The sequence below is a fragment of the Jiangella gansuensis DSM 44835 genome, from assembly GCF_000515395.1.
Classification (GTDB): Bacteria; Actinomycetota; Actinomycetes; order Jiangellales; family Jiangellaceae; genus Jiangella; species Jiangella gansuensis.
The window spans coordinates 1,935,862-1,949,810 of sequence record NZ_KI911782.1; the positions used below are offsets into that span (position 1 = coordinate 1,935,862).

Annotated in this window: 17 protein-coding genes; 12 read left to right on the top strand and 5 right to left on the bottom strand. The window is 67.1% G+C overall.

Annotated elements, in window-relative coordinates:
• The first annotated feature begins 40 nt into the window (after positions 1–40).
• From JIAGA_RS36100 to JIAGA_RS28700, 6 genes are all read left to right on the top strand, one after another.
• Positions 41–466, top strand: a complete 426-nt coding sequence (locus JIAGA_RS36100; RefSeq protein WP_342673658.1) for a hypothetical protein — start codon at positions 41–43, stop codon at positions 464–466.
• The gene (locus JIAGA_RS0109405; protein WP_026875461.1) at positions 423–1,304 is read left to right on the top strand and encodes a manganese catalase; all 882 of its coding nucleotides are present in this window, start codon (positions 423–425) and stop codon (positions 1,302–1,304) included. The genes JIAGA_RS36100 and JIAGA_RS0109405 overlap by 44 nt, the downstream gene beginning before the upstream one ends.
• Before the next feature lie 98 nt (positions 1,305–1,402).
• Complete coding sequence (locus JIAGA_RS28685; protein ID WP_084469590.1) at positions 1,403–1,897, top strand: DUF2243 domain-containing protein; 495 nt, start codon at positions 1,403–1,405, stop codon at positions 1,895–1,897.
• 5 nt (positions 1,898–1,902) lie between these two features.
• On the top strand, positions 1,903–2,775 hold the full coding sequence (locus JIAGA_RS28690) for a cytochrome c oxidase assembly protein (protein WP_084469591.1): 873 nt from the start codon (positions 1,903–1,905) through the stop codon (positions 2,773–2,775).
• Between the two features lie 74 nt (positions 2,776–2,849).
• Complete coding sequence (locus JIAGA_RS33760) at positions 2,850–3,506, top strand: DUF4142 domain-containing protein (protein WP_169738847.1); 657 nt, start codon at positions 2,850–2,852, stop codon at positions 3,504–3,506.
• A gap of 219 nt (positions 3,507–3,725) precedes the next feature.
• Entirely contained in the window at positions 3,726–4,181 is a 456-nt protein-coding gene (locus JIAGA_RS28700) for a class F sortase (RefSeq protein WP_051425910.1), read from the top strand.
• Positions 4,182–4,247: 66 nt separating this feature from the next.
• On the opposite strand, the gene JIAGA_RS0109430 is transcribed toward JIAGA_RS28700, so the two are convergent.
• Complete coding sequence (locus JIAGA_RS0109430; RefSeq protein WP_026875462.1) at positions 4,248–4,676, bottom strand: DUF4383 domain-containing protein; 429 nt, start codon at positions 4,674–4,676, stop codon at positions 4,248–4,250.
• 553 nt (positions 4,677–5,229) lie between these two features.
• On the opposite strand from JIAGA_RS0109430, the gene JIAGA_RS0109435 reads away from it, so the two are divergent.
• From JIAGA_RS0109435 to JIAGA_RS0109455, 5 genes are all read left to right on the top strand, one after another.
• Positions 5,230–5,454, top strand: coding sequence for a hypothetical protein (locus JIAGA_RS0109435; protein WP_026875463.1), 225 nt, complete (start codon positions 5,230–5,232; stop codon positions 5,452–5,454).
• A gap of 6 nt (positions 5,455–5,460) precedes the next feature.
• Positions 5,461–6,309: an aa3-type cytochrome oxidase subunit II gene (ctaC, locus tag JIAGA_RS0109440; protein WP_026875464.1), complete on the top strand. Its 849-nt coding sequence runs from the start codon at positions 5,461–5,463 to the stop codon at positions 6,307–6,309.
• A gap of 80 nt (positions 6,310–6,389) precedes the next feature.
• Positions 6,390–8,024 carry an aa3-type cytochrome oxidase subunit I gene (ctaD, locus tag JIAGA_RS0109445; RefSeq protein WP_157553636.1) on the top strand — a complete coding sequence of 545 codons (1,635 nt, stop codon included), beginning with the start codon at positions 6,390–6,392 and terminating at the stop codon, positions 8,022–8,024.
• Positions 8,025–8,153: 129 nt separating this feature from the next.
• Positions 8,154–8,831, top strand: coding sequence for a HEAT repeat domain-containing protein (locus tag JIAGA_RS0109450; RefSeq protein WP_026875466.1), 678 nt, complete (start codon positions 8,154–8,156; stop codon positions 8,829–8,831).
• The gene (locus JIAGA_RS0109455; RefSeq protein ID WP_026875467.1) at positions 8,825–9,826 is read left to right on the top strand and encodes a HEAT repeat domain-containing protein; all 1,002 of its coding nucleotides are present in this window, start codon (positions 8,825–8,827) and stop codon (positions 9,824–9,826) included. The genes JIAGA_RS0109450 and JIAGA_RS0109455 overlap by 7 nt, the downstream gene beginning before the upstream one ends.
• 52 nt (positions 9,827–9,878) lie before the next feature.
• On the opposite strand, the gene JIAGA_RS28705 is transcribed toward JIAGA_RS0109455, so the two are convergent.
• Both JIAGA_RS28705 and JIAGA_RS28710 read right to left on the bottom strand, forming a co-directional pair.
• Positions 9,879–11,039: an ice-binding family protein gene (locus tag JIAGA_RS28705; protein WP_169738848.1), complete on the bottom strand. Its 1,161-nt coding sequence runs from the start codon at positions 11,037–11,039 to the stop codon at positions 9,879–9,881.
• A gap of 324 nt (positions 11,040–11,363) precedes the next feature.
• The gene (locus JIAGA_RS28710; protein ID WP_211239586.1) at positions 11,364–11,969 is read right to left on the bottom strand and encodes a TetR/AcrR family transcriptional regulator C-terminal domain-containing protein; all 606 of its coding nucleotides are present in this window, start codon (positions 11,967–11,969) and stop codon (positions 11,364–11,366) included.
• On the opposite strand from JIAGA_RS28710, the gene JIAGA_RS35595 reads away from it, so the two are divergent.
• Positions 11,856–12,185, top strand: coding sequence for a zinc-binding dehydrogenase (locus JIAGA_RS35595; RefSeq protein ID WP_245597259.1), 330 nt, complete (start codon positions 11,856–11,858; stop codon positions 12,183–12,185). The two genes, JIAGA_RS28710 and JIAGA_RS35595, sit on opposite strands and share 114 nt — an antisense overlap.
• A gap of 22 nt (positions 12,186–12,207) precedes the next feature.
• On the opposite strand, the gene JIAGA_RS0109475 is transcribed toward JIAGA_RS35595, so the two are convergent.
• Together JIAGA_RS0109475 and JIAGA_RS28720 are read right to left on the bottom strand one after the other, a co-directional pair.
• The gene (locus tag JIAGA_RS0109475; protein WP_084469596.1) at positions 12,208–13,299 is read right to left on the bottom strand and encodes a fatty acid desaturase family protein; all 1,092 of its coding nucleotides are present in this window, start codon (positions 13,297–13,299) and stop codon (positions 12,208–12,210) included.
• Positions 13,296–13,850, bottom strand: coding sequence for a DUF5994 family protein (locus JIAGA_RS28720; RefSeq protein ID WP_051425912.1), 555 nt, complete (start codon positions 13,848–13,850; stop codon positions 13,296–13,298). Before JIAGA_RS28720 ends, JIAGA_RS0109475 begins: the two co-directional genes overlap by 4 nt.
• Positions 13,851–13,949: the final 99 nt, after the last annotated feature.

A 13,949-nucleotide genomic window follows, 5' to 3' on the forward strand; every position in this document is an offset into this window, starting at 1 on the left:
CGCGATTTGGCGGTGGTTCACCGACCCATCGTCACGGCCGATGTTGGAGCCCGAGTGGACCCGAATCTCCGCGGCTCTGGTGAGCGACCTCCGTGCAACGTACGCGCGCCGTTCAGAGACGCCGACGTCACCTCGCTGGTCGACGACCTGCTGGCTCGTAGCGCGAGTTCCGGGAGTTGTGGGAACGTCACGACGTCGCCGTTCGCCGGTCCGACATCAAGTCCATCGTGCACCCTTAGGTGGGCGTGGTTCAGCTGCGGTGCGAGATCCTGCTCACCCCAGCCGCCGACATCCAATTGCTCGCCTCCTTCCCGCTCGAAGGACACCGACGCGGCCGAGAAGCTCCAACTTGGAATGGGCTGGCGTCGTCGGGGTACCGGCGAGGAGCATCCGACCACACCGCAGTGAAAGGTGCACCAGCCATGTTCTTCCACCGCCAAGAACTCCAACATGCCGCCAAACCTGACCGACCCGACGCGGTCTACGCCCGTAAGCTCCAGGAAGTACTCGGTGGGCAGTACGGTGAGATCACCGTCGCCATGCAGTACGGGTTCCAGTCGTGGAACGTGCACCTTCCCGGGAAGTACCGTGATCTGCTCTATGGGATCGGCGCGGAAGAGTTCGGGCACGTCGAGATGCTCGCGACCATGATCGCTCAGTTGCTGGAGAAGGCGCCTGTCGGTGTCACCGAGGATGCCGTGCAGGACGACCCGACCGTCGCGGCGGTGGTCGGTGGTACTGATATCCAACACGCCATCGTGGCCGGGGCCGGTGCCCGTCCGGTGGATAGCATGGGCAACCCGTGGACGGCCGGTTACGTCACGGCCAGCGGCAATCTGCTGGCCGATTTCACCGCCAATGCCAACGCCGAGATGCAGGGCCGGTTGCAGGTGGCCCGGTTGTACAACATGACCGACGATGCCGGCGTGCGGGATCTGCTGTCGTTCTTGATCGCTCGCGACACCATGCACCAGAACCAGTGGATCGCGGCCGCCCGGGAACTGCAGGAAGAAGGGTTGGAGAATCTCCCCGTGCCCAGCAACTTCCCGCAGTCGCAGGAGGACGGGGAGGTCGCCTACCAGTACATCAACTTCTCCGACGGAGAGCACGCGTCCGAAGGTAGCTGGGCCAGCGGGCCGTCCCCGGATGGCAAGGGCGAGTTCCAGTACGTTGCCCAGCCCCCGGCCGGTGCCGCGATGCCCAAGCCGACCAGGCCCGATTCCCGGCTTTACGGCACGACCGACGTGCCGAACATCGTCGAGAAGACGGCCGGCAAGGCCCAGGACATGCTGCACAAGGAATGAGCGCTCCAGGATTCGTCGGCGCGAACACACACGCGTGACCCGCATCCGTCCCGTTCTCCAGCAGGACGGGACGGACGGCCCCGGCTGAGGAGGGCGAGATGGTCGGTGACAACGGGCGCGCGGATGCGCCGGAGCCCATGGCCAACCGGTCCCTGACGGTCGGCGCCATGATCGGCGTGGCCGTGATGGCCGCCGTGGACGAGGTCGTGTTCCACCAGCTGTTGGGCTGGCACCATTTCTACGATCGTTCCGCAACGGACGTGGCGCTCATGTCCGATGGCCTTCTTCACGCGGCCGAACTCGTGTTGCTCGTCGCCGGTTTCGTGCTCCTGAGTGACCTTCGCAGGCGCGGGACGCTCGCTGTCGGCGCCGCCTGGGCGGGTGTACTGCTCGGCTCGGGAGCGTTCCAGGTGTGGGACGGGCTCGTCCACCACAAGGTTCTACGGCTCCATCAAGTCCGGTACGGCGTGGACCTGTTGCCCTATGACATGACGTGGAACGCCGTCGGGGTGGTGCTGTTGGCTGCCGGTGTCGCACTCGCGAGACGGTCACGGCGCAGCAGTGGTGGACGTCGGCGGCGAGCCGCTGGCTGACAGCCATGCTGACGGCCTTCGCGCACGCGCAGCACGCTGCTGGTTCCGGACCGGCGGGCTGGATCGTTCCCGCCCTGGCGGTTGCCATGGTGAGCGGCGGATATCTCGCGGCTGTGCGGAAGTACTCACGACGCACTCTGCGCCGCTGGCCGATGGCGAGAACGGGCGCCTTCGTGGCCGGCGCGGCGATGCTGGGGCTCGCTGCATCGCCGCCAGTGCGCATGCTCGCCGACAGCGACCCGCGCGGGCACATGGTGCAGCACCTCCTGATCGGGATGTACGCCCCCCTGGCGCTCGTCCTGGCGGCTCCGATGACCGTCCTGCTGGCGGCGTTGCCGCCGAGGCGTGCCAGGGCGTTGACCACTGTGTTGCGGTGCAGTCTGGTCCGCGTCCTGTCTCATCCGGCCACAGCGGGACTCGCCACGACAGCCGGCCTCTACGTGCTCTATCTCACCCCGCTGCACGCCGCCAGCGCTGACAGCGCGATCTTGCACAGCGGTGTTCACCTGCACTTTCTGCTCGCCGGTTACCTGTTCGCCTGGTCGATCGTCGGACCCGACCCCGCACCTCGGCGCCCCGGCCGGCCGACGCGAATCGCCGTTCTCATCGTGGTGGCCGGTGCGCATGCGTATGTGGCCAAGCTCCTGTATGCCGGCGCCGCCGAGCTTCCACCGGGTGCCGGCTACGCGCCTGAGCTCGTCCGGCAGGCTGCGCAGATCATGTACTACGGCGGTGATCTCGCCGAGCTGCTCATCGCCGTGGTGCTGTTCACCGCATGGTCAGGCCGGCGGCGCGAACGCTCACGGCCGACGAACCGGCCGGCGGTATTCGCCTTCTCTCGACCGCGGCGCGTCAGCACGGTCATCAGCCCGCCCTAATCGCGGCCGGGAATGAACGCCTCGACTGTGGGCAAAAGCAACCATGTCCATCACTGACGATGAAAGGAACCGCCGTGAATGTCCGACGACTGGCCGCGGCCGGCGTCGGAGCAATTGCTCTGACGCTGCTCGCCACCACAACAGCGCAAGCACAGCAGCAGGAGCTGTCCGACCAGGACCGGAGCTTCTTGATTCAGGCCCACCAGAGCAACCTGGCCGAGATCGCCTCCGGCGAGGCGGCGGTCGCCCAGGCGACCACCGAGCTGGTGCGCTCCCAGGGACAGATGCTCATCACCGACCATACGATGCTTGACACGTCACTTCAGCGAGTCGCTGCCGCTCACGGCGTCGACCTGCCATCTGAACCCACTGCTGAACAACAGGCGCAACTAGCCGAGGTGACCGCCCAAGAAGGCATGGCGTTCGATCAGGCGTGGACACGGCTGCAGATCACCGCGCACCAGGCGGCCCTCGCGATCGGTGATCAAGAACTGCAAAGCGGCAGCGCAGCCGACGTCGTCGCGCTGGCGGAGGAATCCGCTCCCGTCATCCAGAAACACCTGACCATGATCGAGTCTGGAGAGGCGCCGGCCCCCGACGGCGTTGACGCCGGAACCGGTGGCCATGCAGCGGCGGAGCAGCGGGACGTCGGCCCGGGGACGTGGGCACTTGCCGTTGGTGGGTTGCTCCTGGTCGCGGTCAGCTCGGCCGCGTTGCGTCGCCGAGGTTGATCTCGAATGAGCTGCGGACAACGTCGGATCAAACGACACTTGGCCCGCGCTGGACTCGTCCTCGGCGGAACTCTTGTCGCCGTCTCAGCTCATCTCGCAATATCAGGCGACGGTCCGGTGACGGTGGCTGAGGTCGGGTTCGGTCCGAACACGGCTCTGGACACCGCAACGCCACCGAACCACGCATCACGACCCAGCACAGTCCCGTCCCCGCCCGCCGTGTTCGACACGTCGTCGCCGCCGGTACGTATGCACGTCCTGGGCCGGGACGTCACCGTGGAACCCGTGGGCTTGCTCGCCGACGGGAGTATGGAGTTGCCCGCGAGTCCGCACACGGCCGGCTGGTGGGCACCGGGCGCCGCGCCCGGCGACGCCGCCGGCACCGTCGTCGTCGCCGGTCACGTGGACACCGCGGCGGACGGACCCGGCATTTTCGCCCAGATTGCCGCCGGCATTTCCACCGGTTCAAACATTATCCTCAACAGCGCTGACGGCCAGAGCTGGCACTATGTCGTGACGGAGCGGCGCCATCACGACAAGGCCGCCCTGCCCGCAGACCTCTTCGCCAGAACCGGTGCACCCCGCCTGGCGCTGATCACCTGCACAGGACCCTTCGACGAGGACGCCGGCGGATACACACGGAACCTCGTCGTCATTGCCGAGCCGGGCTCCTGACATGCCTCGGACCCGGCACACACAGAAGTGCGCGGCCGGGTCGAAGCAACCGGTTCACCGCGGCGGTTATGCCGCCTTGCCTGGGCGGGGAGTCCGGCTGAGCAACAGGCCGAGCAAGATCATACCCGCGGCGAGTACGAAGTGCAGCCAGTCATCGGCGTTGTTGAGCGGAACGAAGTTGGCGTCGCTCTGTTCGTCGACGACCAATCCGTACAGCCACAAGAGTGCGTAGATAGCTCCACCCCAGATGAGGTAGTTGCGCGCACCAGCGGCGCTGCGGGCCAGGGCAAGGCCGGCCAGGCCGAACAGCAGGTGGACGATGTTGTGCAGGATGGACACCTGGAAGATGCCGAGTAGCATCGCCTCGGACTCGTGCCCCGCGAATTCCATGGTGTCGAAGTCAGAGGTGATGCCGGGTATGAAGCCCAGGACTCCGACGGCTAGGAAGACGACGCCGACGATGGTGGCAGCGGTTTGCACGGGCGTCGCGGTCATGGTGGATCTGCCTGAGTCGTGATCGTGTGCCATCGCTCTGATCTCCTCTCGGGCGGGCGTACTGCTCCCGCGGCTCGAGTCCACGTGGCTGCCCAAGATGGCAGTCGCAGGACTGGTACCCACGGATGACATGGCCATTCCGGGGTATCGAGAGCTGAACTCAGCTGACGGCTCGCACCCGGCGACTGCCCCCTCGTGGTCTGCCAGTGAGCTCCGGCGCGCATCCATGCCGGCCAGCGTTCAGTGACGTCTCCGCGCGCAGGTGGTGCTTCGGCGGCACCGACCCTTCTGGCCGTGCGGGGGGTGCACCGTCGAGATGTCGCCAATGATCTGGAAATTCTGGAGTGTGCGGGTTCGCCAGAAGGGTATGGGTTGCTCGTCCACAGCTTTCCGATTCGGCGTATGTGGGGGGAGCCATGATCGGATTCGCCGTCGTGGCCGGCGCGTGCCCTGTCAATACACCGAGCGCATGGCCTGGCCAGCACTTCCTAAGCCCTTGCTTCAGGGAAGGCAGCACATGATGTCCATCCAAAACGGCAACGAAGGAGCCACCATGGACGACAAGCAAATCGAGGAGCGGCTGCACGCGGTAGAGACAGCGCAGGCGGCGGGTGCGGCCACCTTGGCCGGCGCGCAGGCCACTCAAGCCGCCGCGCAGGCCGGCTCGAGCGCCACAATGGCCGCGATGCAGGCCGGCAACATGGCGACCATGGTTGCCGGCAGCGTCGGTTTCGTGGTCGGCATCTTCATCGGAATTGCGATACGTTCCGCACGTTAGCGACACGTGGCACATCTGGTTCCCGGACGCGATCCGGCTCTGACACGACGCGTCGCGGCTGTCGTGCTCGGCGCGGCGGTCGTGCTGAGTGGTTGCTCGGCCGAGCAGCGTGACGAGTGGTCGCGGCTGGCGCTACCGGAGCCGGCCACCGACGAGGCGCCGCTGATCGGTGACCTCTGGGTAGGTGCCTGGATCGCGGCGTTCGCGGTCGGCTTCCTGGTCTGGGGGCTGATCCTGTGGGCGGTCATCGCCTACCGCAAGCGCAACGACGAACTGCCGAAGCAGACTCGCTTCAACATCCCGATCGAGTTCCTCTACACGGTGGCGCCGTTTTTCGTGATCGCGCCATTCTTCTACTTCACGGCCGACCACCAGGACCAGATCACCGGTATCCGCGCCGAGCCCGATCTCACAGTCGACGTCGTGGGCCAGCAGTGGTCCTGGACGTTCAACTACGTCGACGAGGACGTCCACGAGATCGGCACCATCAACGAGCGCCCGACGCTGTACCTGCCGGTGGACCAGACGGTCCGGTTCAACCTTGGATCGCCGGACGTCATCCACTCGTTCTGGATCCCGTCCTTCTACATGAAGCAGGACGTCTTTCCCGGCCAACCGAATGCGTTCCAGGTGACACCCGACCGTGAGGGCACGTTCGACGGTCGGTGTGCCGAGTTCTGCGGCGTCTTCCACCAGTCGATGCTGTTCACCGTCGAGGTGGTATCCGAAGAGGAATACCAGGACCAGATGGACCAACTGCGTGACGCAGGCCAGACCGGTCTCATCGATCCGCCGATCCGCGGCGCCTACGAAGGGGAGCCGCTCGACCCGGACAGCCCCGGGGGCGACCGGTGACCACCTTCAAGGAGCGGACCGCGCCCTCGCGCGGGCGTGTCGCCCGGCCGAAGCGCAAGGGCAACGTCGTCGTCCGGTGGATGACCTCCACCGACCACAAGGTCATCGGGTACATGTATCTGATCGCCTCGTTCGGGTTCTTCCTGTTCGGCGGCGTGCTGGCACTGTTCATCCGGGCCGAGCTGTTCTCGCCGGGTCGGCAGGTCGTCAGCGACCAGATGTACAACCAGCTGTTCACCATGCACGGCACGATCATGCTGTTGCTGTTCGCAACGCCGTTGTTCATCGGCTTCGGCAACATCATCGTGCCGTTGCAGATCGGCGCGCCGGACGTGGCGTTCCCGCGGCTGAACATGTTCAGCTTCTATCTGTTCCTGTTCGGCGGGCTGATCGTCTGTGCCGGGTTCATCACGCCGGACGGCGCCGCCGACTTCGGCTGGACCGCCTACGCGCCGTTGCACGACACCGTCTACAGTCCCAACGTGGGTGGCGACCTGTGGGTCGCCGGCCTGGCGATGAGCGGTTTCGGCACCATCTTCGGCGCGGTCAACTTCATCACCACCATCGTGTGCATGCGCGCGCCGGGCATCACCATGTTCCGGATGCCGATCTTCACCTGGAACATCCTGGCTACCAGCATCCTGGTGCTGATCGCGTTCCCGCTGCTGGCCGCCGCCCTGTTCGGCATGCTGGCCGACCGCACCCTCGGAGCGCACATCTACGACCCGAGCGCCGGTGGTGCGGTCCTCTGGCAACACCTCTTCTGGTTCTTCGGCCATCCAGAGGTATACATCATCGCCTTGCCCTTCTTCGGCATCATCACCGAGGTCATCCCGGTGTTCAGCCGCAAGCCGATCTTCGGCTACAAGGGCCTGGTGTTCGCCACCCTCGCGATCGTCGGTCTGTCGGTGGCGGTGTGGGCGCACCACATGTTCGCCACCGGAGCGGTGAACCTGCCGTTCTTCTCGGCCATGACCATGCTCATCGCCATTCCGACCGGGTTGAAGTTCTTCGCCTGGATCGGCACCATGTGGCGCGGCTCACTGACGTTCGAGACCCCGATGCTGTTCGCCATCGGGTTCCTGGTGACCTTCCTGTTCGGTGGCCTGACCGGCATCATCCTGGCCTCGCCGCCGCTGGACTTCCACGTGCACGACAGCTACTTCGTCGTCGCGCACTTCCACTACGTCGTCTTCGGCACGGTCGTGTTCGCCATGTTCGCCGGCTTCTATTTCTGGTGGCCGAAGTTCACCGGGCGGATGCTGAACGAACGCATGGGCACGATCCACTTCTGGCTGCTGTTCCTCGGCTTCCACGGCACGTTCATGGTGCACCACTGGCTGGGCGTCGAGGGCTTCCCGCGGCGCTACTCCGACTACGAGCCAGATGACGGATTCACCACGCTGAACCAGTTCTCCACGGTGTTCGCGTTTCTGCTGGCGGTATCGACGCTGCCGTTCCTGTGGAACGTGTGGCAGACCCGGCTGGCTCCGAAGGTCGAGGTCGACGACCCCTGGGGCTTCACGAACTCGCTGGAGTGGGCCACGTCCTGCCCGCCGCCGCGGCACAACTTCACCTCAGTGCCACGCATCCGCAGCGAGCGTCCCGCGTTCGACCTCAAGTACCCCGAGGCCGCCGCGACCGCCGAGGGCAAACCGGCCGACGCCGGTCCACTCACCGAGGCACTGGGTCCGCCCGACATCGAGCCGAACTGAGCGTTTCGGCTCTCTCACTCTCGGAGTCTTCGCACCAGGGCGCGATGGTTCAGGTGCCGCGGTCGGTGCCTTGTGCTTGACATTGACACAGTGACAAGGATTTCACTGGGGCGGAAGGAGGTGGTCGTGATGGCCTTGCCGTATCAGAGCACGGACGACACTGGGTTGGTCGAGGCGCTGGGGCACCCCCAGTCGTCGGTGCGGCTGCGGGCGGCGATGTCGGCGGGCACGCGGCCCGACCCCCGGTATGTCGAGAAGCTCGTCGAGCGGTGCGGGGTCGAGCCGGACTTCTTCGTGCGCGACATGCTCACGTGGGCGCTGACCAGGCACTCGGCGTCGATCACTGTTCCCAGGCTGGTCGAGGAGTTGAGCTCGCAGCGTGCTCAGGCGCGGAGCCAGGCGCTGCACACGTTGTCCAAGATCGGCGATCGGGGAGTGTGGACGGCGATCACCCGGTCGTTGCTGTTCGACGCCGATCACGAGGTGGCCCGCAGCGCATGGCGGGCGGCTGTCGTGCTCGTGCCGGACAAGGACAGGTCCGCCCTGGCCGAGGCGCTTTCGACGCAGCTGGGACGCGGTGACCGGCACCTGCAGCTGAGCCTGAGCCGGGCGTTGATCGCGCTCGGGGACGTGGTCCCTCCGGTTCTGGCAGCCGCGATGACGAGCTCGGTGGTCGAGGTCCGCGCGCACGCGATCGCGACCCACCGGCTGTGGCGTGACCCGGACGCGGGCTTCGAGCTCGCGATCGAGGAAGCCAAGCGGGTGGCCGCACTGGGCCCGGACGAGGAAAGCGCTCGGTCGTGCTGATCGGTGAGGTGGCGCGGCGCTCCGGGGTCAGCGCGCGAATGCTCCGGCACTACGACGCGCTGGGCCTGGTGCGGCCGACGGGGCGAAGCGTCGGCGGCTACCGGGAGTACTCCAGCGAGGACATCCGGCGGATATTCCACGTCGAGAGCCTGCGGTCGCTGGGACTGTCCCTGCGCGAAGTCGGGCGCGCCTTGGACGATCCCGGGTTCGACCCCTCCGGCCTCATCGACGAGCTGATGCGTCAGACGCAGGAGCGCATCATGCGTGAGAAGGAACTGCTCGCGCGACTCCGTCACATCGATGCTGCCGAACCCGCCGACTGGGAGGAGGCGCTCGGGATCGTGGCGCTGCTCCAGGCGCTGGGTTCCGAGAGCGCCAGGGTCCGCCAGCGCGCGGCCCTGGCGTCGGTCGGCGAAGCCTCCGCGCCCGTCGAACTACTCGTCGAGGCGGCACTCGCGGAGACGGATCTCAATGTCGCCGGAGCGCTGCAATGGGCACTGAGGCAGGCGGGCAGTGACGGGTTGGCGCGGCTCGCCGCCGGCCTCAGATCCACCGATGCCGGCGTCCGCAAACGCGCCGTTGTGTTGATCGCGCAGGTACCGACCGACGACGCGACGGCAGTGCTCGCAGACGCTCTCACAGACCCCGACGTCGCGGTCCGCAGAACGGCGGCCCTGCCTCTCGGGGCACGTGGGGTCGTCGACGCCGTTCCGACGTTGATCGACATGGTGGTCGCGGGCGCCAACGATGTCGACGCCGCGGAGGCCCTGGGCACGCTGGCGCGTCGCCGTGAACTCGCCGACCGGATCGTCACCGAGTTCGTCGCCCACCTCGCCGAGGACGGTGCCGGAACCCCGACGCGGCGACGCATCGCACAGGCGCTGGCAGACATCCCCGGAGCCGAGGCGACGCGTGTCCTCTCGGACCTGGCGCGCAGCGACGAGCCGTCAATCGCGCTGACCGCGGCCTACGTTCTCCAACAGCGCGGCGTGTGACGTCGTTCGGAGCCCGCTGCCGCGACCGGACGTGCCCGAAGGGCCCGGCCGCTCACAGACCGGCCGTACGCCGCTTGTTGAAGAAGACCAGGCCTGATGCGAGCGCGATGAGCACGACTCCCGCGGCCGCCAGGATCAGGGTCGAGCCGCTGCCGGTGTCGGGCAGGTCACCCGTGCCGCCGGTCTCGGTGCCGGTGTCGCCGGTTTCAGTTCCCGTCTCGGTGCCGGGCGGGGAGTCGGTCGGCGTCGGGGTCTCAGTCGGCGTTGGGGTCTCGGTCGGAGTGGGGGTCTCGGTCGGAGTGGGGGTCTCGGTCCCCGTTTCCGTCCCGGTTTCGGTGCCGCTGTCGTCGCCGGTGTCCGTCCCCGTCTCGGTGCCGGTGTCGGTGCCGTTGTCGTCGCCGGTATCCGTGCCGGTTTCGGTTCCCGTCTCGGTGCCGGTGTCGTCACCGGTGTCGTCGCCGATCTCGGTTCCCGTCTCGGTGCCGGTTTCGGTGCCGGTGTCGTCTCCGGTCTCGTCGCCGTTGTCGTCGCCGGTCGGAGTGTCTGTGGGGGTGGGCTCGCAGGCGTCGTCGGTGATCTGGTTGGTGTCGAGGGTGACGGCGGCCGTTCGAGCCAGCGCTCGGCCTTGCAGGTTCGCGCCGGTGTCCATGGTGATCGATGCGGTCGCCATGATGGTGCCGATGAAGTCTGTGCCGGTGCCAAGAGTGGCGGAGCTGCCCACCTGCCAGAACACGTTGCACGGCGCCGCTCCGTTGACGAAGATGACGCTGCTGTCCGTGGCGGTGATCAGGGTGGAGTCGATCTGGAAGATGAACACCGCCCCGGGGTCGCCCTTGCCGTCGAGCGTGAGTTGCCCCGTCAGTTGGGCGGCTGAGATGCGATAGACGCCCGCGTCGAGTGAAGTGCCGCCGAGTTCGGCGGCCAGGTTCGTGAACGGCGTGCGGCCGGCAGCGTCGTTGTAGGCGGTGGTCAGGTCGTCCTTGGCCTGGAGTGCGACTGCGTCGGCCAGGTGTGTCTCACCGTGCACTTCGCCCGGCGGGAAGCCCGGAGCGGTGGTGCCGGGGTGCACGCCGAGATCCTGTTCCAGCGACGTGGGGCCGGTGTTGGTGACGGTGGAGCCGGCCAGCACGGAGAAGTCGCCCGCGGTCCCGAGGCCGACCGGAGCGTCGGCGGCATCTGCCACGCTCGTGTTGAAGAACAGCGGTGCCGTCACGAGCGCCGCAACGCCAAGGCTCGCCAACCCTGGCCACAGTGCACGTTGGACCGGATGAGATGATGTCCTGGCCATGAATTGACCCTTTCGGTTGAGATCCTCATGGGTCACGTCTGGCCGATGAACGCCCGGGGCGCGAAGCATGTTTCGCCCTACTCAAGCATAAACTCGCGCGTGCGCGATCATTCAAAGCGATAAAGTCGAAATAGAGCGTTCAGATATCGCCCCAAACACGTACAAGAAACACAAAACGTCTACCGGTCTTTTGGCTGCGCCGGCGTTTTCCCAGCTGGCGCGCCCCTCGCCTCGTCGAACAAGCTCACGTCAGATCGATTCCGGGCCGGCGGCGGTGATGCCGTCGAGCAGGCGGTGCAGCCCCCAGAGATGCTGCTCGGTGGAGTTGTAGTCCGCCATCGTGGCCGCGACCGCGGCGGCTCTCGGATATTGGTCGGCAGGCGTCAGTGAGAATGCCCGATGTCTGGACGCTTTTCGTTCTGCTTCCGGCTGTGGTGGGCCGGGTTCAGGCGCATCGGCGATCTCCAGGGCGATCGAACCGAACGCATAGACGATGAGCACATAGGACGCGCGTGCGGCCGCGACCGGATCGAGGCCGGCGTCGGCGAGGACCTCGAGGAGTCGTTCGTTCAGGGTGAGGGCATGTGGCCCGGTCAGTGGGGCGCCGATCATCAGCGGCACCGTCCCCGGGTGGTCGGAGAGTCGTCGCCTCAGTTCCAGGGCGAGGGCCTCGAGGCGTAGCCGCCAGGGACCCATGACGACTTCGCCGCCGGGCCGCAGCGCTACGACCTGATCCTCGACATTGCCGGCAACCCGTCCCTGTCGCGGCTGCGGCGCGCACTCGCCCCCACCGGCACGGCCGTCATCGTCGGCGGCGAGGGGCCTGGCACGTGGACCGGCGGTTTCGGCCGCCAACTGCGCGCCCCACTCGTGTCGCTGTTCGTGCGCCAGCGGCTGGCCATGTTGGCCTCCAAAGAGCGCGCCAGCGATCTCGAACGGCTGACGGTCCTCATCGAGGCGGGCGCGGTGACGCCGAGCATCGACCGGACGTTTCCGCTGGCCCGGGCCGCACGATCTGAACCTCCCATGATCATCAAGAGTTGGTCCGGCTATGACCGGGGCAACTCTTGATGATCATGGGAGGGGTGGTGGGTCAGGTGCGGTACTGGGCGGTGAGTGGGCAGCGGAACGGGTCCGTCGTGGCGTTCTCGACGGTGTTGAGGTAGCGGATGATCACGCGGTAGGCGCCCACGAAGCTGGTCTCGGTGTAGCGGACGCCGTGCTTGGCGCAGTGTTCGCGGACGAGGGCCTGCGCCTTGCGCAGGTTGGGCCGGGGCATGTTGGGGAACAGGTGGTGTTCGATCTGGTAGTTGAGCCCGCCCATGGCGAAGTTGGTGACCCAGCCGCCGCTGATGTTGCGCGACATCAGCACCTGGCGTTGCAGGAAGTCGATCTTCATGTCGCGCGGGACGATGGGCATGCCGAGGTGGTTGGGCGCGAAGGCGCCGCCGAGCAGGAGACCGAACACGGCCATCTGGACGCCGAAGAACGCCGCCGCCTTGCCCGGCGGCAGCACGAGCAGCAGCACCGTGATGTATCCGGCGAACCGGCCGGTGATGAACGTGACTTCCCACCAGCGGTGCTTGAGAGGTTGCCGGCTCATGAGCCGCTGGACGCTCGCGATGTGCAGGGCGAGTCCCATGAACAGCGCGAGCGGGAAGAAATAGCCCTGCCAGCGGGTGAGGCGCGCCGACAGGCCGCGCCGACTCGCGGCGATGGCGGGGGTGAAGGCGAAGGCGCTGGGCCCGATGTCGGGGTCCGAGCCCTCCTTGTTCGGGTTGGCGTGATGGCGGCTGTGCTTGATCATCCACCAGCCGTGGCTGAGTCCGACGAACAGCCCTGCCAGCACCCGGGACATCCAGTCGTTCCAGCGGTGGGATGTGAAGATCTGCCGATGGGCGCTGTCGTGGCCCAGGAAGGTGAGCTGGGCCAGCACGACCCCCAGCCCCGCGGCGAGCAGGAGCTGGAACCACGAGTCGCCGATGAAGGCGAAGAGCACCCAGATTCCGGCGAAGACCGCGACGGTGCCGATGATCTTGGACCAGTAGTAGGCGTAGCGGCGGCGCAGGAGGCCGGCGGCCTGAACCTGCTGCGAGAGCTCGGTGTACGTGCTCACGTAGCGCACGCGACGCGGCGCGGTCGTCGTCGCCGCGGCAGCCGTCCGGCTCGGTGACGTCGTACTCATGCGGGCCGCCCCGCCGTCGCGACGGGTTGGCGCATCGGCCCGCCCTCGGACTCCCAGGCGGATTCGGCCACCCGGTCGGCGCGTGCTGCGACCGGTTCCGACAGCGCCGGGGTCTGCAGGTTCGCCTCGGCATCGGCCAGGATCGCGCTGGCGCTGTCGTGATGCTGGTCCTCTTCGATCCGTGCGAAGACTCGGCCGGCGAGCTGCGGATCGCTCTGCGCGGGCACGACGAGCAGATCCAGCCGGCCCTGGGTGTCGGCGCCGGTGAGGCTGACCACGTGGGCGTCGATGGTGCGGAACCATCCGAACCGGATGATCTTGCCGGCTACGGGCAGCTTCCTGATCGCACCGTCCCAGGAGTCCCGGTGGTATGCGACCCGGGTCACGGTGAAGTCGCGTCGCGAGAGTTCGGCCGCCAGCGCCGGCAGTTCCGCGACCAGATCGCGGGAGCGGGGCCACCACGCGCCGTCGACGGCCCGGAGGTCATGGCCGGTGACAGGGCTGAACACCGCACGAACGGCGGTGTCTGGTTCGGTGTCGGGCAGTCGCATGACTGGGCCTGTCTTCGGCCTCTACGACCGACCTACATCGTGCCAGCGCGGCTGGAGCCATCAGCGGCTCCGTGTCCAACGCCGCTCCTACTATTTTAC

Excerpts from the sequence above, each read along its gene's own strand:
- JIAGA_RS36100 (WP_342673658.1), top strand. The coding sequence starts at position 41 with ATGTTGGAGCCCGAGTGGACCCGAATCTCCGCGGCTCTGGTGAGCGAC.
- JIAGA_RS0109405 (WP_026875461.1), top strand. The coding sequence starts at position 423 with ATGTTCTTCCACCGCCAAGAACTCCAACATGCCGCCAAACCTGACCGA.
- JIAGA_RS28685 (WP_084469590.1), top strand. The coding sequence starts at position 1,403 with ATGGTCGGTGACAACGGGCGCGCGGATGCGCCGGAGCCCATGGCCAAC.
- JIAGA_RS28690 (WP_084469591.1), top strand. The coding sequence starts at position 1,903 with ATGCTGACGGCCTTCGCGCACGCGCAGCACGCTGCTGGTTCCGGACCG.
- JIAGA_RS0109430 (WP_026875462.1), bottom strand. The coding sequence starts at position 4,676 with ATGACCGCGACGCCCGTGCAAACCGCTGCCACCATCGTCGGCGTCGTC.
- JIAGA_RS0109435 (WP_026875463.1), top strand. The coding sequence starts at position 5,230 with ATGGACGACAAGCAAATCGAGGAGCGGCTGCACGCGGTAGAGACAGCG.
- ctaD (WP_157553636.1), top strand. The coding sequence starts at position 6,390 with ATGACCTCCACCGACCACAAGGTCATCGGGTACATGTATCTGATCGCC.
- JIAGA_RS0109450 (WP_026875466.1), top strand. The coding sequence starts at position 8,154 with ATGGCCTTGCCGTATCAGAGCACGGACGACACTGGGTTGGTCGAGGCG.
- JIAGA_RS0109475 (WP_084469596.1), bottom strand. The coding sequence starts at position 13,299 with ATGAGTACGACGTCACCGAGCCGGACGGCTGCCGCGGCGACGACGACC.
- JIAGA_RS28720 (WP_051425912.1), bottom strand. The coding sequence starts at position 13,850 with ATGCGACTGCCCGACACCGAACCAGACACCGCCGTTCGTGCGGTGTTC.